The 17,668-nt window shown below is 59.6% G+C and carries 17 protein-coding genes; 7 read left to right on the top strand and 10 right to left on the bottom strand.

The annotated features are described in order from the left end of the window. The first annotated feature begins 246 nt into the window (after window positions 1-246). Both FY112_RS09335 and FY112_RS09330 read left to right on the top strand, forming a co-directional pair. A complete protein-coding gene (locus tag FY112_RS09335) occupies window positions 247-897 on the top strand; it encodes an alpha/beta fold hydrolase (RefSeq protein WP_151518240.1) in 651 nt (216 codons plus the stop codon). Between the two features lie 164 nt (window positions 898-1,061). Then, a complete protein-coding gene (locus tag FY112_RS09330) occupies window positions 1,062-2,207 on the top strand; it encodes a right-handed parallel beta-helix repeat-containing protein (RefSeq protein ID WP_151518238.1) in 1,146 nt (381 codons plus the stop codon). 100 nt (window positions 2,208-2,307) lie between these two features. Here the strand turns inward: FY112_RS09330 and FY112_RS09325 are convergent, their stop codons facing one another. Genes FY112_RS09325 through FY112_RS09315 form a run of 3 tightly spaced genes read right to left on the bottom strand, consistent with a single transcriptional unit; the run spans window position 2,308 to window position 5,534 of the window. After that, window positions 2,308-3,414, bottom strand: coding sequence for an acyltransferase (locus FY112_RS09325; RefSeq protein ID WP_131718658.1), 1,107 nt, complete (start codon window positions 3,412-3,414; stop codon window positions 2,308-2,310). Next, complete coding sequence (locus tag FY112_RS09320) at window positions 3,401-4,756, bottom strand: O-antigen ligase family protein (protein ID WP_017958948.1); 1,356 nt, start codon at window positions 4,754-4,756, stop codon at window positions 3,401-3,403. Before FY112_RS09320 ends, FY112_RS09325 begins: the two co-directional genes overlap by 14 nt. A gap of 43 nt (window positions 4,757-4,799) precedes the next feature. Next, window positions 4,800-5,534, bottom strand: coding sequence for a GDSL-type esterase/lipase family protein (locus FY112_RS09315; protein ID WP_151518237.1), 735 nt, complete (start codon window positions 5,532-5,534; stop codon window positions 4,800-4,802). Between the two features lie 236 nt (window positions 5,535-5,770). On the opposite strand from FY112_RS09315, the gene FY112_RS09305 reads away from it, so the two are divergent. Then, window positions 5,771-6,577 carry a Ku protein gene (locus FY112_RS09305; protein ID WP_017958950.1) on the top strand — a complete coding sequence of 269 codons (807 nt, stop codon included), beginning with the start codon at window positions 5,771-5,773 and terminating at the stop codon, window positions 6,575-6,577. Between the two features lie 180 nt (window positions 6,578-6,757). Here FY112_RS09305 and FY112_RS09300 read toward each other — a convergent pair whose 3' ends face one another. From FY112_RS09300 to FY112_RS09290, 3 genes are read right to left on the bottom strand one after another with little or no spacing between them, the layout of a single operon-like run. Next, complete coding sequence (locus FY112_RS09300; RefSeq protein WP_094086736.1) at window positions 6,758-7,597, bottom strand: Ku protein; 840 nt, start codon at window positions 7,595-7,597, stop codon at window positions 6,758-6,760. Window positions 7,598-7,615: 18 nt separating this feature from the next. Then, window positions 7,616-7,849: a DUF2188 domain-containing protein gene (locus FY112_RS09295; RefSeq protein ID WP_017958952.1), complete on the bottom strand. Its 234-nt coding sequence runs from the start codon at window positions 7,847-7,849 to the stop codon at window positions 7,616-7,618. 46 nt (window positions 7,850-7,895) lie between these two features. Then, window positions 7,896-8,156, bottom strand: coding sequence for a hypothetical protein (locus FY112_RS09290; RefSeq protein ID WP_017958953.1), 261 nt, complete (start codon window positions 8,154-8,156; stop codon window positions 7,896-7,898). Window positions 8,157-8,300: 144 nt separating this feature from the next. Between FY112_RS09290 and FY112_RS09285 the strand changes: the two genes are divergently transcribed. The 3 genes from FY112_RS09285 (at window position 8,301) to FY112_RS09275 (ending at window position 11,284) form a co-directional block, all read left to right on the top strand. Next, a complete protein-coding gene (locus FY112_RS09285; RefSeq protein WP_094086735.1) occupies window positions 8,301-8,729 on the top strand; it encodes an OsmC family protein in 429 nt (142 codons plus the stop codon). Between the two features lie 87 nt (window positions 8,730-8,816). Further along, window positions 8,817-10,268 carry an FAD/NAD(P)-binding protein gene (locus FY112_RS09280; protein WP_181018192.1) on the top strand — a complete coding sequence of 484 codons (1,452 nt, stop codon included), beginning with the start codon at window positions 8,817-8,819 and terminating at the stop codon, window positions 10,266-10,268. 110 nt (window positions 10,269-10,378) lie between these two features. After that, window positions 10,379-11,284, top strand: coding sequence for a DMT family transporter (locus FY112_RS09275; protein ID WP_017958956.1), 906 nt, complete (start codon window positions 10,379-10,381; stop codon window positions 11,282-11,284). Here the strand turns inward: FY112_RS09275 and FY112_RS09270 are convergent. From FY112_RS09270 to FY112_RS09255, 4 genes are read right to left on the bottom strand one after another with little or no spacing between them, the layout of a single operon-like run. Next, complete coding sequence (locus FY112_RS09270; protein WP_231283383.1) at window positions 11,250-12,932, bottom strand: VOC family protein; 1,683 nt, start codon at window positions 12,930-12,932, stop codon at window positions 11,250-11,252. The two genes, FY112_RS09275 and FY112_RS09270, sit on opposite strands and share 35 nt — an antisense overlap. A 21-nt stretch (window positions 12,933-12,953) precedes the next feature. Beyond that, window positions 12,954-14,549, bottom strand: coding sequence for a response regulator (locus FY112_RS09265; RefSeq protein WP_017958958.1), 1,596 nt, complete (start codon window positions 14,547-14,549; stop codon window positions 12,954-12,956). A gap of 4 nt (window positions 14,550-14,553) precedes the next feature. Then, on the bottom strand, window positions 14,554-14,979 hold the full coding sequence (locus tag FY112_RS09260) for a response regulator (protein ID WP_017958959.1): 426 nt from the start codon (window positions 14,977-14,979) through the stop codon (window positions 14,554-14,556). Next, the gene (locus FY112_RS09255; RefSeq protein WP_181018191.1) at window positions 14,966-17,272 is read right to left on the bottom strand and encodes a PAS domain-containing sensor histidine kinase; all 2,307 of its coding nucleotides are present in this window, start codon (window positions 17,270-17,272) and stop codon (window positions 14,966-14,968) included. The genes FY112_RS09260 and FY112_RS09255 overlap by 14 nt, the downstream gene beginning before the upstream one ends. Window positions 17,273-17,300: 28 nt before the next feature. Here FY112_RS09255 and FY112_RS09250 point away from each other — a divergent pair. After that, on the top strand, window positions 17,301-17,668 hold a 368-nt coding region (locus tag FY112_RS09250), incomplete at its 3' end, for a response regulator (protein WP_151518235.1).

Genomic DNA, 17,668 nt, shown 5'->3' with positions numbered 1-17,668 from the left:
ACGCATTTCTTTCTCTACAGCGCCGCGCGTCTGTTCAAAGGCGCAAAGGGCACTAGCACAGGAGCGGTCGAACATTCATGAGACGGGCTGCTGAAGTTCACCTTCATTTCATCGTCCAATAGATCACTAGCGGGACGCCGCATCAAGCGCGCCTCTACTCGAGAACGTCTGTCGTTCGTGACAAGCTTCACCTTGAAAGCTACAGGATAGAGCCTGATCGATAGCAGCCCGTTAAGCGGACAGATGATGAACGACACAGTCCTCCTGTTTCACGGCATTGCCCGGACGAGGAAAAGCATGGCGAAGCTCGCCGGCTTCCTGTCCGGCCACGGTTATCGGGTTGTGAATGTCGGTTACCCCTCCACCAAGTTTTCGATCAGCGACCTCATCGACATCATCCGACCTGAGATCGACGACGCTGCGAAGGAGGCAGGCGAGGGCCGGGTCCATTTCGTCGGTTATTCGATGGGCGGGCTGCTCATCCGTGCTTTTCTCAGGCATTATCGCCCAGCCAATTTGGGCAGAGTGGTCATGGTCGGAACGCCGAACAACGGCAGTCAGATTGCTGATTTCCTCAAGAACTGGCCCTTATACAGGAAGGTCTATGGGCCGGCGGGGCAGCAGCTGATTACGGATCAAACCGAAATGACCGACCTGTTCGGCACAGTGGATTATGAACTTGGCATCATCGCTGGGAACCGGACCATCGACCCGGTCTCGTCGCTTATCATTGGCGTCAGGGTTCCGAATGATGGAAAGGTTTCGGTGGAGAGCACCCGTCTCGACGGCGCGGCAGCGCATATCGTCATTCCGGCAAACCACACTTTCTTGCCCGTCAACAGGACGATGCGGAGCCAGACCCTGTCGTTTTTGAAAGATGGGCGGTTTATAAGCTGATACGATGTGCTGTCAGCTTCGCTTGGTCTTAGAGATCACTTGAACAGCGCCTGTGGGAAGGCGAAGCGTGTACCTGCCAGAAGCCAGATGATTTCCAAATATTCAAACATCCGCCACATGCCCTCTGCTTAATTCCCCGCGGCACCGGTATCGAAGGAAATGTAATGACCGCCATCCTGCGAAAGAAAGTTCACGGCGCGTCTACACGCGGACAGGTCATCGATGGTGCGCCCGATGTCGGCGTCGCCTATCAGGTGTTTTCCGATACGGTGATCGAAGACGTTATCGTCAAGAATTCTCCTCGAGGCTTCAAATTTCACAATGGCACGAATCTCACCGTCAGGCGCTGTGAAACGGAGAATGTGAACGGCGACGGCATCTACCTGACGAAGACGACGCACGTGTTGCTGGAGAATAATCGCATCGGCGCAGCACCGGGCGAGGGAGCAGACTGCTGCCAGTTCGCCTATCAAAACAGCGACGACAATATCAGCTCCGATATCGTGATCCGCGGCAACCTCTTCCTGCAGTCGCCGGCGAGCGCATCGAACAAGGGCGCGCTGGTCTGCGACAAAACGCGAAAATACCTGGTCGAGTACAATTTCATCGGCGGCAAGAATTTCTCCTTTTCGTCGATCGGCGATGACGCCGTGGTGCGCAGCAACATCATGCGCGATGGCAGGATGAATGACTATTCCTTCGGCTACGGCGTCGGCGACAAGGCCGACCACGCCGGCCATCACATTTATGATAACTGGATCGAGAACACCAATCGTGGCGTCAGCCTGAGCGGTTTTTCGGATAAGGAGCTGGCATTTCGCAAAGACATCGATATCCACGACAACGTCATTAGCCAATGCGACATCGCGTTCTTCGCCAACCGTCGGTGGTCCGGCAGCTTTCGGCGCAACATATTCCTGCGGTGCGAGCGGGACATCGTTCTCAAGGGAAACGGCAAAACGACTGCGGGTGATATCGATGGCAACTATCGCAACGATGGCAGCTTTCTGAATGTCACCCCGCCGCCGCTTCGCTTCAAGCCCGACGGCAACGCTTCCGTTGCCTCCGGCGAATGGACATCCGAGCCCGACGAAATCCGCATCCAGTGGCGGAACAAGGGGATCGATATTCCAGGCGCCAATCGGCCTTCCATTACGGTCGAGCCCGGGATGGAATTGTCATGCGTCCTGCTGGCCCGCAAGGAGCAGAACTGGATGCTGGCGATCGCTGAGACTGCCTATGACGATTTCACGCCGCGCGCATGGCAGGAACACATGCTGCCTTGGCGCAAGCGCTACCTCTCGATTTAAGCGGCGTATCGCTTGGCTGCACGACGATTAGAGCGCCGTGCGTCCTTTCAGACGGAGAAAGGACGCTCTAACACTTTTGAATCTACGCATCGCGCCAAAATCAGGATCGACGCCAGCGAAGTCTCATGGCCTTTCCTGCGCTGAGCGCTTTGCGAACCGGTTCATCGTAGAGGCGGGTGACGACAATGGCCAATACGACGATCAGCGGAAGAACGATGGCAAAGATCGCCCAGGCCGGCGGTTGTCCCAGGCCAGCGGCTTTCCAGGCTCCCAACAGCAATCCCAGCAGCGGAACATGAATTGCATAGAGCGCGTAGGACGCCTCTCCCGCAATAAGAAGCGGCTGCCGCAGCACGCCATCGAAGTTGGCTGTGTAAAGGACAAGCACGGCGATAGGAAATAAAGCAGTGATGACAATCAGGTCCTTTATGCCAACCCAGGCGGCTGGCGCCTGGAAGACGAGAAGAGCAGTCGCGACGACGATTGTTGTCACTGCGGCTGCTTTTCCGATGCCCGAAGGGGAAAGCCGCTGACGGTAGCGGTACATCAGGATACCGAGGCTGAAAGAAAAGAGAACGCGGGGAAATCCGGAGAGCAAGGCGCCGTCGAGCGGGATCAAGTCGGCGCTTCCATGGGCCAGCGTTTGCGCCGCCAGCCAAACCCATGACGCAAGCAGGATCACAGCGAGCACACCGTTGGACAGCAATCTCGCCGTATAGCCGTAGGCCAGGTTGATCACGATCTCCAGGAATAGAGACCATGACGGACCGTTGAACGGGAACAGGTTCGGCGCCTTCAGCGATGTTCCACCGATCGCCGGCAGGAAGAACATCGAGGCAATCAACGAGGTTGCAAACAGCATCGGATCCATTTGCTGATTTCTGCTGAGCGACATGCCTGCATATGCAAGGACGCCGAGCAGCAAACCGAGCAGATAGAGGGGGTATAGGCGGATGAGACGCTTGATGGCGAAATCATTGGCAGAGAGCGAAGACTCTTGAATGAGTTTCCTCTCATAGGCGTGGCCGATCACGAAGCCGCTGAGACAAAAAAACAAGTCGACGGCGAGATAGGCAGCAGGTGCTGCATCGAAACCGACAAAACCTTCGGTGTGATGCACTGCCACACAAATAGCCGCCAAGCCACGAATCCCATCGAGGCCAACCAGTCTACGATTATTTGAAGTCATCTTTTTAGCCTGATGCATGTTGCGCGCCTGCCTGGGTCGGTTTGCGGAAGCGGGACAGGAATTCCGGGCCAAGGCTCGTAAGCGCGATCACGGTGTGGGGCCATAAGATGAAGGGGGCGAGCATCATTCCGGCTTCGGTGAATGCGCCGATCAAGATCAGGAGGATAATGACAACCTCCTTTCTCTTGGTGATGGCAAGTGCTTGATTGAGGGGCGACGAGGTCATCTTCGCCACGAGCCGCACTACGACGAACGACGTCCAGATTATGGTCGCGGGTATGCCTATGTTCAGCGCAAGTTCGATATAGGTGTTGTGGGTGGATTGAGCGTCCCACGTAAGGCGAACATATTGCTCCATGATTTCGGGTTGTCGGAACAAGGCAAATCCCCAGCCTGTAAGCGGCCGCTCGTAGATCAACGGCAGCAACTGTTCCCAGACATTCGTACGTCCGCTGAGCGTAAGGTCTTTCCCGAATGACTCGGCAATCGCCTGTGCCACGCCCATCAACGCGACGGAGACGACGAAGCCCAGCAGGGCGAATGCAAGAAGAACGACGAAGGATCTGAAGATGCGGCCTGGAAAGCGCTGAATCCAGCTCATTCCGTAGTATACGGCTATTCCGATCGAAAGCAGGATGATCGCCGTTGATGATTTCGCCAGCACGATGAGCACGAGGTAGAGCAGCATTGCCGCCCATCGCAGGAGATCATAATAGCGCAGACGCCACATCGGCAGGGCTGGAAGCAGCAGTATGAAGTTTATTGCCGAAAACTGGCCAAGCATGTTTTTGTGGTAGAAGGCCCCTTTCACCATCCCGGCATAGCTGCCTCTCATCACCGCAAACCGGGGAAAGGCTGCCGTGTAAAGAATATTGATGAAAGCCGTCGCAATGGCAAATTTGGCCAGGCTTTCAAATGTGTCGACGGCTCCATAACGGGCTCTGTAAAGAAGGGGTCCAGCTGTCAGCAATGCGACGGCGACGAGAGCCCGGAGCGAGGCTGTAACGCTGACGGAAAAAGCAATCGACAGAAAGACGCATAAGCAGACTATGCCGACCAGCGGCGAAGCGCTGCGGAGCAATTCAACGACTCGTCTGGGCTCCAGCAAGCAGTAGAGGCCAATGAGTGGAACGAGCGACATCAGCAACAGTCGCATTGGCATGGGATCTTTGCCGACACCCTCCTGGAAGTCGGCGGGCAGCCCATACCACATGCCGGTCGCTCTCCAGAGGGAAATATAAAATATTGCCGAGAGGAGGATCCGAACGAGGGTTTCACGCCGAACGCGATATTGTGCCCGAGCTCTGGGTCTATGTCTTTGCAGGCCAATCGGTTGGTAGCTGTCAAATGAGGTGCTCATGACATTCCGCCTTACGTTTTGGTAACCACCTGAGCGGCAAAAATCAAAGCTGCAGACCCGCTGCGGCGAGGAAGCTCGTGATCAGCTTGTATGCCCCTTCATTGAAATGAAGATGGTCAGGCTTGTAGTTGGAACAATCCTTATCGCTTGGCTTACCGCACCGCAACATATCATCGTTCATTTGAACGAACGTGACACCCGGCATTTCAGCCAATGACGATGCGACAAGCTGGTTGGCCGGAATTCTGACATCCTCGTAGAAGGCATAGCGCTTGCCCCGAGGCGGTATGGACAACGCGTAAATATGGGCGTCCGGCCAAAGACCGCGAACCTTGCTGACAACAGCCACGACACCAGCTGCCACTGCGCATGGCGCGGTTTTCGCACCCAGGTTGTTCGTGCCGATCAGCACGACGACGTCCGCGGGATGGAAATCCGGAAGGTCTAAACCCTCGAGGCGGTACAATGCATTTTGCGTGGTGTCGCCGGCGACCGCGAGGTTCATCACCGGGCGGGTGGGAAAGCTCTCCTTGATCCAGGGCTGCCAGAGTTCGACGAGCGAATCGCCGACAAGAGCCATGTTGTATCGGGCCGATCTGGCGCGATAGCTGGGAAGAGCGCGATTTAATCGCTTGCTTGCCTGCTTTTGCTGGGCCGAGGCATTCGTCGCTTTTGTCGGGTCAGGGCATTCCTGTGCAAAGGACGGGCCAGCATTGCCGACGATGAGAAAGAAATTGCATGCGAGGACGATGACGAGGTTGGCGAAAAGTCGCAACATTCAGATTACCGATATCCTGACGTCTTGGGGCTTTCATTATTGAAGAGGAAAATGGCGGTGGCAAGGAGAGAGTGGCTCTGGCCTCTCCGCCAGCAATGCTCGGGTCTATGGCAGCCGATCCACGAAACGAAAATGCATCGACCGTATCTGATCAACGAAATCTTCAATTGCCGGAACCAAAGACCGAACCCTCCGTTGATTGCCATGCCCAACCGTGTCCGGGAGACAGGACAGACATGGCACGTCAGACATTCTGGAAAGGTTATCTCAAGCTCTCGCTCGTCACCGCCGCCGTCTCGCTGACGCCGGCGACGACCGAAAGCAACAAGGTCCGTTTCCACGTCCTCAATCGCCAGACGAAGAACCGCGTCGAAAGCCGCTATGTCGATAGCGTCACCCACAAGCCCGTTGCCGACAGGGATCAGGTAAAGGGTTATCCGCGCGGCGAGGACGACTATGTCCTTCTCGAGGACGAGGAGATCGAGGAAGTCGGGCTCGAAAGCACCCGCACCATCGAGATAGACAGTTTCGTGCCGCGCGGCTCGATCGATTGGATCTGGTACGACAAACCGCATTTTCTGGCGCCCGAGGACAAGGTCGGGGTGGAAGCCTTCTGCGTCATCCGCGAGGCGATGAAGGCAAATGACGTCGTCGGCATTGCCCGCCTTGTTCTCTATCGCCGCGAGCGTGCGGTGCTGCTGGAACCGCTGGGCAAAGGCATCGTTCTCTGGACGCTGCGCTATGGCGACGAGGTGCGTGATCCCGTGGCCGAACTCGACAGCAAAACTGAAATCGACAGCAAGCTGCTGACGCTGATGACGCAACTGGTGAAGGAAGAGACGAAGAATTGGAGCCCGGCCATGGTGCAGGATCCGATCCAGAAACGCCTGAAGTCGATGATCCGCGGCAAGCAGAAGAGCCTGAAGAAGGCGGCGCCCGCGCAAAAACCTGCACCGGTGAAATCGACCGGCAACGTGATCAATATCATGGATGCGCTGAAAAAGAGCCTGGCGGCCGAAGGCGGCGAGAAGCCGCGCCAATGAAAAAGTGGCCAGCGATTTTGGGAAACGACATACATAAATCAAAGACTTAAAGCGCACCGCGGGAATCCACTTTGACGCGCTTCAGGTCCAGCCGGCTTCGCCGGCGCGATAAACCGATGCATTCGCGCGAGGTCGGGTGCGCCTGAGATTGCCCATCGCCCGCCGGGGGGCGATGCCATCTCAGCTTGCCTTCTTCCTCTGGCTGTCGCTGCGCGCCGGCGCCTTCTTCTTCGCCGAGCCCTTGCCGCTCATCTTGGCGCTCTGGCGCAGCGCTTCCATCAGGTCGACGACCTTGCGTTCCTGGGGCGGTTTCTTCTTCGGTGGCGCCCGGCCCTCGATCTTCGCCTTCACCAGTTCGACGAGGGCAGCCTCGTAGCGATCTTCGTATTCGCTCGGTTCGAAGCTGCCACGCTTCGTATCCAGGATGTGGCCTGCGAGTTCGAGCATCTCCTTGTCGAACTTGATGTCTGGAATGTCCGTGAAGATGGTATCGGCCGAGCGCACCTCGTAGTCGAAATTCAGCATCGTCGCGACGATGTAGTCGTCATGCGGACGGATCAGCAGCGTCCGGTTGCGCCGGAAAAGCACGGCTTCGGCCAGAGCCGCGACCTTGCCGTCGCGCATGGCGCGGGCGATCAGCGACAGCGCCTCTTCATCATGTTCGTTGGCGGGCGCGAGATAATAAGGACGGTCGAAATAGAGCTTGTCGATATCGTCATAGGCAATGAAAGCCTTGACATCGAGCACCTTGTCGCCTTCCGGCATGATTTCGGCAATCTCGTCACCTTCAATGACGATGTAGTCACCATTCTCCATCTGGTAACCCTTGACCTGGTCGCCCCGCTCGACCGGTTTGCCGGTCTCGCTGTCGACGAATTGCCGTTCCACGCGGTGGCCGGTCCTGCGGTTGATGATGTTGAAGGAGACGCGATCGGAGGAGGAAACGGCGGTGTAGAGCCCAACGGCGCAGGCAAGGTCGCCCACCTTCAGATGACCCTTCCAGCTTGCCCGAGCCGCCATTCCATCCTCCGCATCAAATCAGAGCCGGCTGCCGCTCTTGTCGGTTTCGATTTCCTGAAATGCCCAGCCGCGGCCGTCGGGCGCGGGATAGGCGAGCAGTGCATCGCCATCGCCGATCTTCTGGCGCGATGCGGCATCCTTGGCATGAATGATCGCTTCATCCGCTGTCGCATAGGTTTCCGAAAGCGTGTCGCCGAGCTTATAGGCCCAGCCATTGTCATGCGGCACGACCTGATAGGTGATATCGGCCATCTCGGATCTCCTCTTCTCAACTAAATCGGGTGCATGAGGTCGTCGGCTAGTTCCGATTTGTTTTGCGCCGTTCGTCGAGCGCGATGATCTTCTCTAGCGATGCGATATCCTCGCTAGTGACGACCGGAACCGGATCGGCAGCGATCGCCTCCAGCACCTCCTGCGAGATGGCGCCGTTGCGGATCGCCCATTCCAGCGTTTCCCGTGTTTCCCGCTCGGCCTTCAGCTGCGCATAGAGTGCAACGATCAGCCGATCGCGAGCATCCATCCGCCGGCCTTGTTTATCCATCCTGCGGACGTCAGGCATCACAATCCACCTTTGTCACTGATTTCGTTCAGGTGTATTCAACTGATGACGGATGGAAAGGTTCCGAAACCCATGGGCGGCGTTTGCCATTGCCGCCTCAGGCGGAAATCACCATCTGCAAGATGTTCGTGAGAGGATTTCAACATGGCCGATCTCAAGGCACGTCCGCGCCCGACCGGCGCCACCGCCGTTCTCGGCCGCACCGGTTTTCCGCACGTCACCTCCGCCACCAAGGGCGAGATCGATATCGTCACCGCGCCGTCGCAGCCGGGTTTCAATCCGCTCGATCTGCTCTATTCCTCGCTCTCGGCCTGTCTGGTGCTCAGCGCCCGCATCGCCGCCAGCCAGATGGGCGTTCTCGATAAGATCAGCGAGATCACTGCCGACGTCACCGGCGAGAAGGCGACGGAAGGCCTTTCGCGCGTTTCAAAGTTCAATATCGTTTTTTCGATCAAGGGCGATATCGACGAAGAAACCCGACAGAAAATCGCCCATGCCGCCGAAGACGAGATCTGCACGGTGAGCAACACCATCCGCGGCAATCCCGAGTTCTCGACGACGATATCGGGGTAAGGCTAAATCTACATAATAATTATAGACAATCGAGAGCGGAGGATTGCGTGACCACTGCCCCGCTTCTATGTTCGGGCATCGAAAGCAATGATCCCGGCCACCATGCAGCCCAAGCCTCTCCCGACGTCTGAACAACCCGTCGTCGCCATCATCGGCGGCGGTGTCTCCGGCGCCGGCGTCGCCTATCATCTCGCCAGAGCCGACTGCGGCGAGCGCCCTGCCATCGTGGTCTTCGAGCCGCGCGCCGAACTCGGCCGCGGCCTTGCCTATGACACGGCCGATCCGGCCCACCGTATCAATGTTCCAGCCGCCAAGATGAGCCTGCAGCCCGATGATCTGGGCGAATTCCTGGCATGGATCGAAGCCCGCGACGCCGTCGCCGGCGACCCAGAGGCCACGCAGCCCGATGGCTCGCTCTTTCCCCGGCGCCGGCTCTTCGGCGATTATGTCGCTTCGCTGCTGAAACCGCTGCTGGAAGACGGTACCGTGCGTCATCGCCGCGCGACGGTGACGAGTGTCGAACGCCGTGCCGGCCGCTGGTCGATCCGCGACGATAGAGGCGGCGTGACGGAGGCCGATATCGTCGCGATCGCCACCAGCCATCCGCCGCCGGCAGCCCCCGGCCGGCTTGCGAGCCGGCTTGCCGCTCATCCCCGTTTCGTCGCCGATACCACCAAGCCGGGCGCGCTCGACGTAATCCGCCCGCAGGACCGGGTGTTGGTCATCGGCAACGGCCTGACGGCCGCCGATGTCATCGCCTCGCTTGCTGAGCGCGGGCATGACGGTCCGGTGACCGCGATCTCGCGCCGCGGGCTGCGGTCTCGCGGCCATCCGCCGGTACCGCAGGAGATTTTCGGCGATTTCGTCTCCGATGCGGCCCATTCCGCCGTGTCGCTGCTGAGAGGCATCCGCGCCGCCATAGGTGCGGCGAAGGAAGAGGGCATAAGCTGGCATGGGGTGATCGATCAGGTGCGGGCGCAGGGATACGATCTCTGGCTGGCGCTGTCGGTTGCCGAACGACGCCGTCTCGTCCGCCATCTGCGTCCCTATTGGGATGTACACCGTTTCCGGATCGCCCCGCAGGTCGAGGCCGTGCTCGACGCGGCGGTTGCGGCAGGCCGCCTCGATATCCTGGCAGGCTCCGTCGCCGATGCGCGCATCGAGGGCGAGCTCATTCTTTGCACCCTGCAGCCGCGTCATCAGCGCCAGCCGTTAGAGCGAAGCTATGACGCCGTCGTCGTCACCACCGGCCCGGCGCATGGCGGTATTCTCCAAACCCAGCCCTGGCTCGCAGCCTTGGCGGCAAGCGGCCATCTGACGCTCGATCCGACCGGCCTCGGCCTTGCCTGCACCGAGCGCTCGGAGGCGATCGGCCCGTCAGGAAAGGCAGATCCCTCTCTGCTGATCTCCGGTCCGTTGGCGCGCGGCACCTTCGGCGAGCTGATGGGACTGCCGCAGGTGACCGAGCATGCCTTCTTCGTCGCGACCGAGATCGCCGAAAAGCTACGGCTGGCCAAGACGAACACGCATCACGTCTGATTTTCAGTTTCGATGTCGCTCTTCGACTGTCGCCGGCGGTCGACTTCTGCTACGCACTCGGCAGTCGATGGCCGGCTGTCGTCGTTCGGGCAATCAGAAATATCCAGATCATGTCGCAGACTGCTTCCACCCTCTCCGATGCCTCGCCTTCCAATCGTTTCGCCCTTGCCGCGCTCGTTCTCGGCGGGGCGGCGATCGGCGGCTCGCCGATCTTCGTCCGACTGTCCGAGGCCGGGCCGATGGCCACTGCCTTCTGGCGTGTGGCGCTTGCGCTGATCCCGATATTCATCGTCTCGCTCGTGAAGAAGGATGCGGGACCAAAGCCGCAAAACGTTTCCGATTATGCCCTGCTGACTTTTCCGGGCCTCATGCTGGCGCTCGACCTGGCCGCCTGGCATCTTTCGCTCACCATGACCTCGGTCGCCAACGCGACGCTGCTTGCAAATCTCGCGCCTGTTTTCGTCACGCTGATCGCCGTACTGTTTTTCAGGGCGAGAACCAGCATCGTCTTCCTCTTGGGACTGGTCCTGGCACTCGCCGGAGTGGTTATTCTGAAGGGCGGACCGGCGGCCGTTGGCAATGGCGACCTCAGCGGCGACGGCGCCGCGATGATCGCCGCCTTCTTCTATGCCTGCTATATCCTGGCGATCGGCAGGTTGCGCAGCCGGTTCGATACGATCCGCATCATGCTGTGGAGCACGGCATCGGCAGCCGTATGCATTTTTCCGATAGCCTTCTTCTTCGAAGGCCAGATGCTGCCCGCGACCGTCTTTGGCTGGTCGATCCTCTTCGGCCTCGCCTTTATCAGCCATGCCGGCGGACAGGTGGCGATCACCTATGCGCTCGCCTATCTGCCGGCGGCCTTTTCATCGCTGACGCTGCTGCTGCAGCCGGTCGTTGCGGCAATCCTTGCCTGGGCGCTGCTCAATGAGGCGATCGGGATGATGCAGGCGCTGGGCGCCGCGGTGGTGCTCGCCGGCATCATGGTTGCCCGGACGTCTCGCGCGCCGGCTTAACCGCTTGCTGCTCCAGCGGCTGTGGATCATCACCCATCCTCTGCAGCAGCCACTTCTGGATGATCGGTACATCGGCATCGCCGAGGTCATGACCACCGGAGATGACGTCGGAATCGACGGTGGCGCCCGAACTCTTCAGCCTTTCCTCCAGCTCGCTCGCATATTTGCCGTAGGCATCCGTCTTGCCGCTGATGACGAGCAGGTCGGTGCCCTTCAGATCGGCATGCGGATAGTCGCTAAGAACCGGCATGGATCGCAGCAGCACCGCCTTGTGAACGAGGTTCGGGTGCAGGTAGAGCAGCGAGTTCAAGAGGTTGGCGCCGTTGGAATAGCCGACATAGACCACCTTCTTGGGATCGAGGCCGTAGGACTTGACGGCGCCTTCGATGAAGGCCGCGAAGGCTTCGGCCTCAGTCTTGATGTCGTTCTGGTCGAAGGAGAAGGGTGTAATGCGCTTGTACCAGCGCGGAAAACCCTCTTCCGTCGCGCGCCCTCGCACGCCCATCAGGGTTGCTCGAGGCGCCGCCTTGTTCAGGAGCGGCATTAGCGTCGTCTCATTGCCGCCCGAGCCGTGGAGGAGCACGAAGACACTGCCGTCGGGATTCGGCGGCGTGTAGAAGCGATGGACGAACGGCAGCTCGCGGTAGTTGATGCGGGGCTGGCCGGGCATCGAAAATTGCGGCAGAACCACCTTCAGGTCGTCGAGATTGGTGATCGTTTCCGGCGGCGCGAAGAGCTTGGTGCCGAGGGATGCATGCTCTTCGTCAACAGTCATGCCGGGCTTGTCGGTTGCAAGCTCCACCAACGTGCCGCCAGGCTCGCGGGCATAGAGCGAGCGGAAATACTTGCGGTCGTGCATGTTGGTCGGCGACGCATCGGTCTTCTCCAGCGCCTTGGATACCGAACGCAGCGCGTCCTCATCAGGGGCCCGGAAGGCGACGTGATCGACCGTGCCGGTGCCTGGCGCACCGGACCAGAAGCCGCGTGCATCGCGCACGTCGATGACGTCGCCCGATTCCGAAACCAGCCTGTCGATCGTGCCGCGGTTGGTCTGGAAGCGGTAACCGAAATGGCTTTCGAGGAAGCTGCGGCTTTCGGCGGGTTTTTCCGTCAGCATGGTGGCGCCGCGCACGCGCTGTATGGTGTGCTCGGCCGGGATCGAAGCTCCGTCCCAGGCGGACGGCGATGTCAGGTTCTTTGCGCCTGCGAGCTTGAGGATGATGTTGTCAGGGTCTTTCAGCCGCAGGACGGGCTCGCCGAATTCGTCGGCCGGTCCCTCGGATCTCAGACCGAAGCTCATGGCCCGCGTCAGCCAGTAGCCGATGCTGGCGGGATCGATCGCCAACGAAATTTCGCTGATCTGGCCATAGCCGGCCCGGCCGGGCGCGCCATCTTCCCAAGCGAGGAAAGTGAGGAGGGATCCCGGCGTTCCCGCCGCATCGCCGTAGAAGAGATGAAGTTGCGTCGCGTCCTCGTAACCGGCCGTCTGCTTGACGAGCCGCATGCCGAGAAAGCCGGCGTAGAAGTCCACGTTCGCCTGCACCTTTCGGGTGATGGCCGTAACGTGATGTATGCCTGATACCATCGAGAGCAGTCCTGATTGAAGCGGCGTCGTCAGGAGCGCGAGTATGAGAGCTGCGAAGGTCATACTGTTGCCAATGACCATCGCTTAATTTTGTTCCGCACAAAGCGCAAGCGAATCGCCGCGCTGCAATAACTCCAAATGTTCGACATCTTCGAGCGCCTCTTCCAATTGCTGCAGGGTCGGCGGCTTGACCATATAGGCGCGTGCGCCGAGATTTTTGGCCCGGCGCATGTCGGTCTCGTCGCTCGATGTGCTGAGGATGCAGACGGGAATTTGCTTGAGGCGGGCATCGACGGAAAGCGCATGCAGCACCTCGAAGCCGTCCATGATCGGCATGTTGATGTCGAGCAGCATCAGGTCGATCTGCGGCACATTTGCGATGCCGGCGCGTTCTTCGAGCAGCCGCATAGCCTCGCGTCCGTTGGTGGCGACATGCAGGTTGAAATTCACCTTGTCCCGCCGCATCAGCTTGATCTTCAGAATCTGGATGTCGGCCGGGCTGTCTTCGACCAGCAGCACTTCGGCGAGCCTGCCCGGACCTTCTCCTGGCTGCTCCGCCGGCCTTGCGCTGTGTGGCACGGCCGATGCGGCCAGCGGCGCGGGCCTCGCCTCGGCGAGCGGCACTTCGAGAATGAAGGTGGCGCCCGGCCCATTTTCCGCCTCGCACCAGATCGAGCCGCCATGCATCTGCGCGATGCGGCGGCAGATGGCAAGGCCGAGCCCGGTGCCTTCGATGCCGCGCCCGACGAGACGCTTGAACGGCTGGAAGATCAGCTCGCGATGTTCAGGATCGATGCCGGGCCCGTTGTCACGCACGGTGAGGCGGCAGGTATCGCCCTGCGCTTCGCCTGTGATGCTGATCTCCGGAACCTTCTGCTCGCAATAGCGAATGGCATTCGACACCAGGTTCTGCAGGAGCTGGGTCAGCAGCGTCGCGTCGCCCATGACCTCCGGCAGCGCCCCGCGGATGATGACGGCGCCGCGGCTTTCGGTCTGCTGGCGCAGATTGTCCTCCACCTGGCCGAGCACATCAGAGAGCGAGACCGGCTTGAGCTCCAGCCCGCCGGAGGCCTCGAGCTTGGTGAAGCCCGAGACCTTGACGATCAGGTCTTCCATATGGTCGGCGGCGCTGAGCACGTAATCGAGCAATTCCCGGTCTTCGGCCGGAAGCGCTGCAGAACCGTGCAGGATGCGGCTGAAGGATTTGATCGTCCGGAGCGGCTCCTTCAAATCATGGGCCATGGCGCGGGTGAAGATCTCAAGCGATTGCCGCTTCTGCTCCAGCTTCGCTTCCAGCATGCCGTGCATGATGGCGTTCTGAATGCAGCGATGCAGTGTCTCGGGCGAAAGCGAATCCTTCGTCAGATAGTCGCGTGCCCCGCTCTTCATCACCTCGACGGCCACGGTTTCGTTGCCCTGGCCGGTCAGCATGATGACGTTGGCGGCGGGATCATCCTCCAGGATATCGGCAAGAACGCCGAGCCCGTCGCGCCCCGGCAGCGAATAGTCGAGCAGGATGCAGTCCGGCCGTTTCCGGCCGTTCAGCGCACGACCCTCTTCGCCCGTCTCCGCCTCCACGACGGTATAGGCAGTGCTGGAAACGCGGCCCAATATGCGGCGATAGACCTCGAGATCGTCGATGTTGTCGTCGATGATGAGAATAGAGCAGTGTTCCGCCAATCTGTCAGTCCTCGAGCGGCAGGATCGCGATTTCGAACCAGTATTCCTTCAGCCGCTGGATCGCCGCGAAGAGCCCGTCGAGATCCACCGGCTTCTGCACATAGGTATTGGCGCCGAGCGCATAGCAGCCTTCGATGTCACGTTCGTCGTCTGAGGTCGTGAGGATCACCACCGGGATCTTGCGCAAGCCGGCGTTCGACTTGATCGCCTCCAGCGTCTTGCGGCCGTCAAGGCCCGGCATGTTGAGGTCGAGCAGGATCAGCCCGGGTTTCGGCACCATCTCGGCGAGCATGTCGAGCGCTTCCTGACCGGAGGCCGCCCAGCGGATCGAATTGCGCAGGTTGGTACGTTTGAAGGCGCGCATCGTCGCTTCGAAATCGTCTTCGCTGTCCTCGACGATCAGGATCGGTTGCGTATCACGCTGCTGCATTCTGCCCCTCGCGCTTTTTTCCCAGAGTGAAGTAGAATGTCGTGCCGGTACCGACCTCGGATTCCAGCCAGATATCGCCATTGTGCCGCGCGATGATCTTGCGAACGAAGGTGAGGCCTGCTCCGGTCCCGTCGTCGGAATCCTGCGACTTTTCCAGCCGTTTGAAAATGCGGAAAATATCCTCGTGGAATTCCTGCGGAATGCCCTTGCCGTTATCCTTAACGAAAAACACGTTGCGGGCAACCGTGCCGTCCTTGCCGACGAACCGGTCAAGATAACCGATTGAGACGAGTGGCGCCGGTTTGTCGTTGTATTTGACCGCATTGGTGATGAGATTGCGGAAGACTTCAGTCAACCGCGGCGCGTCGCAGACCACCTCCGGCAGCCGGCCGTCGATGATGACTTTGGCATGCCGCTCCTCCAGCAGCAGCTCCATCGTCGCGACGACATCCTTGACGATCAGGCCGATATCGGTGCGTTTGACCGCCAGCTGCTGGCGCCCGAGCCGGGAGAAATAAAGAAGCTCGTTGACGAGCTTCTCCATGCGCTGGCTGAGACGCACGAGCCGGTTCAGCCGGCGCACGCCGTCCGCATCGAGCTTGTCTTCATAATCTTCCAACAGGAAGCGGGAGTGGTTGTGCAGGCCGCGCAGCGGTTCCTTGAGATCATGCGAGGCGATATAGGCGAATTCATCGAGGTCGTGGTTGCTGCGCTCGAGCTCGGCTGTATAGGCCTCGAGCTGGGAAAGCGTCGTTTTCATCCGTTCTTCCTGCCGGACGCGCTCGCTGATGTCGCGCACGATACCGACGAAGGTTTTGGTATGGCCGGCGACGACGGCGCTGATGGAAACATCGATGGGAAAGACGATGCCGTTCTTGCGTCGTCCGGAGACCATGCGCGTCGTGCCGATGATGCGCTCCTCGCCGGTCTGCCGGTAATGGGCGAGATAGCCGTCGTGCTCGGAATGGTAGGGTTCGGGCATCAGCATCTTGATGTTTTTGCCGATCGTCTCCTGCGGGGAGTAACCGAACATGGCTTCAGCCGCCGGATTGAAATTCCTGATCGTTCCACGCTCGTCGATGACGACGACGGCATCAGGCGTGCCGCGCACCAGCGCGCCGAAACGGACGCGCTCGCTTTCGAGGTTATAATTGTTGCGCATGAAATAGAAGACGAGGAGCGCGATCAGCCAAAGCGTGGCAGCCGTAATGGTGCGGTTGGCGATCTCCTGCCAAAAACCGGCCTCGTCGTGCTTGACGGCGAAGAAGCCGAGCGTCAGCAGCACGGTGCAGGCAAAGGCGAAGAAAAGCGGCGCATTTCTGTTGCCGAACCAGAGCGCCGTCAGCACCAGCGGTACATAGAGAATGCCGTTGGCGACACCCAGCGGTGTATAGAGATCGACGAGAAGGCCGGTGAAGCAGACCGCAGCCGGGATCCAGAGTGGGATCTGCGCCCGGTTTGCCGGCTGCATCCACCAGGAGCGGGCGAGAAGCCCGGAGCCGAAGATCACCATGCCGACCGCCGTATGCAGCGCCATCGCCGCATAGGGCCCCCAGCGGTAGCCCTGTTCGGCATCGGTGACATAGCCGGCTAGTGCGATCATGCCGAGCGTGATAACGACATAGCTCGTCAATTCCTGCACTACCTGGCTTCTCGACCTCTCCACCTGGAGCGAGAGCAGCAGCGAAAGATTGGCGATCAGGAAGACCAGCGCCGTGTTCGGCCCCATGCCGCCGCCGATCTCGGCGATGAAATCCGGCGAAACCAGGAAGCGCGAGATCAACACGTCGACATTGTGAAAAGTCCGCCCGATCATGACGATTTCCACGAGCCGGGCCGCGGCGATCGCCGCCGCAAGCCCTGCCGTGATCGCCGCCGTTGCTCGAAAGCGGCGGGCGGCGAGTGTCGAAGCGGCAAGCCCCACGCCGGAAAGCACGAAGCAGAGCGCGGTATTGAAGGCCATCGACGGAAAGCCGGGAACCAGCGAAATGACAATCTCGACCTGCAGCAGCCAGCCGGCAACCGCCGTCACGCCGAGAACGAATATCAGGCAGCCGACGGCAATCGCAAAGGCTCGGTAGTGTCGCCTTGGCTGGTCCTGCAGGTCCACGTTGCCCTGATCCTGCACCCGTGTGTCCTCCTTCGGTTTGCGCGGCCATCTTTTCCGAAATCGAGCAATACTCAATAGGCAAGGCAGGGCGGTGCCGCGCTTTTTGCGAAATGATCTGCGATGAGGTATATCGAATTTCAGTGGAACCGCGGTATGGTGATGTCTAAGGACAGCGAGGTTCATTTGAACAATATCCAAATCACGGTGCTGAATGACCACCATATTTTATGTCGACGATAGCAATGATGACCTCTTCTATGTCGACTATATGAGCAGAAAGCAGCAGATAGACGTCGATCTATTCTGTTTTTCGACCGCCGAAATGGCCCTGGAGGCGCTGGCGACGCGCGGGGCGAAAGGTAAGACCTTGCCCGATCTGCTGGTCGCCGATCTCTACATGCCGCTCGATAGCGGTATCGGCCTGATCACTCGGTTGCGCCTGGATGATCGTTTCAAGGCGATGCGGCTTGCTATCTGCAGCGGATCGGATGCTGCCGAGGACCGCGCGCGCTCACTCGATGCCGGCGCCGATGTCTATCTGGAAAAGCCGCTTGACCTTGCCACCGTCATTCTCAATCT

Origin of the sequence: Rhizobium sp. PEPV16 (assembly GCF_008919455.1) — a bacterium.
Taxonomy (GTDB): Bacteria; Pseudomonadota; Alphaproteobacteria; order Rhizobiales; family Rhizobiaceae; genus Rhizobium; species Rhizobium leguminosarum_Q.
The sequence above is the reverse complement of the archived record's forward strand: the minus strand, read 5'-3'. Positions and strand labels throughout refer to the sequence as shown.

Excerpts from the sequence above, each read along its gene's own strand:
- FY112_RS09335 (WP_151518240.1), top strand. The coding sequence starts at position 247 with ATGAACGACACAGTCCTCCTGTTTCACGGCATTGCCCGGACGAGGAAA.
- FY112_RS09330 (WP_151518238.1), top strand. The coding sequence starts at position 1,062 with ATGACCGCCATCCTGCGAAAGAAAGTTCACGGCGCGTCTACACGCGGA.
- FY112_RS09325 (WP_131718658.1), bottom strand. The coding sequence starts at position 3,414 with ATGCATCAGGCTAAAAAGATGACTTCAAATAATCGTAGACTGGTTGGC.
- FY112_RS09320 (WP_017958948.1), bottom strand. The coding sequence starts at position 4,756 with ATGAGCACCTCATTTGACAGCTACCAACCGATTGGCCTGCAAAGACAT.
- FY112_RS09315 (WP_151518237.1), bottom strand. The coding sequence starts at position 5,534 with ATGTTGCGACTTTTCGCCAACCTCGTCATCGTCCTCGCATGCAATTTC.
- FY112_RS09305 (WP_017958950.1), top strand. The coding sequence starts at position 5,771 with ATGGCACGTCAGACATTCTGGAAAGGTTATCTCAAGCTCTCGCTCGTC.
- FY112_RS09300 (WP_094086736.1), bottom strand. The coding sequence starts at position 7,597 with ATGGCGGCTCGGGCAAGCTGGAAGGGTCATCTGAAGGTGGGCGACCTT.
- FY112_RS09295 (WP_017958952.1), bottom strand. The coding sequence starts at position 7,849 with ATGGCCGATATCACCTATCAGGTCGTGCCGCATGACAATGGCTGGGCC.
- FY112_RS09290 (WP_017958953.1), bottom strand. The coding sequence starts at position 8,156 with ATGCCTGACGTCCGCAGGATGGATAAACAAGGCCGGCGGATGGATGCT.
- FY112_RS09285 (WP_094086735.1), top strand. The coding sequence starts at position 8,301 with ATGGCCGATCTCAAGGCACGTCCGCGCCCGACCGGCGCCACCGCCGTT.
- FY112_RS09280 (WP_181018192.1), top strand. The coding sequence starts at position 8,817 with ATGATCCCGGCCACCATGCAGCCCAAGCCTCTCCCGACGTCTGAACAA.
- FY112_RS09275 (WP_017958956.1), top strand. The coding sequence starts at position 10,379 with ATGTCGCAGACTGCTTCCACCCTCTCCGATGCCTCGCCTTCCAATCGT.
- FY112_RS09270 (WP_231283383.1), bottom strand. The coding sequence starts at position 12,932 with ATGACCTTCGCAGCTCTCATACTCGCGCTCCTGACGACGCCGCTTCAA.
- FY112_RS09260 (WP_017958959.1), bottom strand. The coding sequence starts at position 14,979 with ATGCAGCAGCGTGATACGCAACCGATCCTGATCGTCGAGGACAGCGAA.
- FY112_RS09255 (WP_181018191.1), bottom strand. The coding sequence starts at position 17,272 with ATGAACCTCGCTGTCCTTAGACATCACCATACCGCGGTTCCACTGAAA.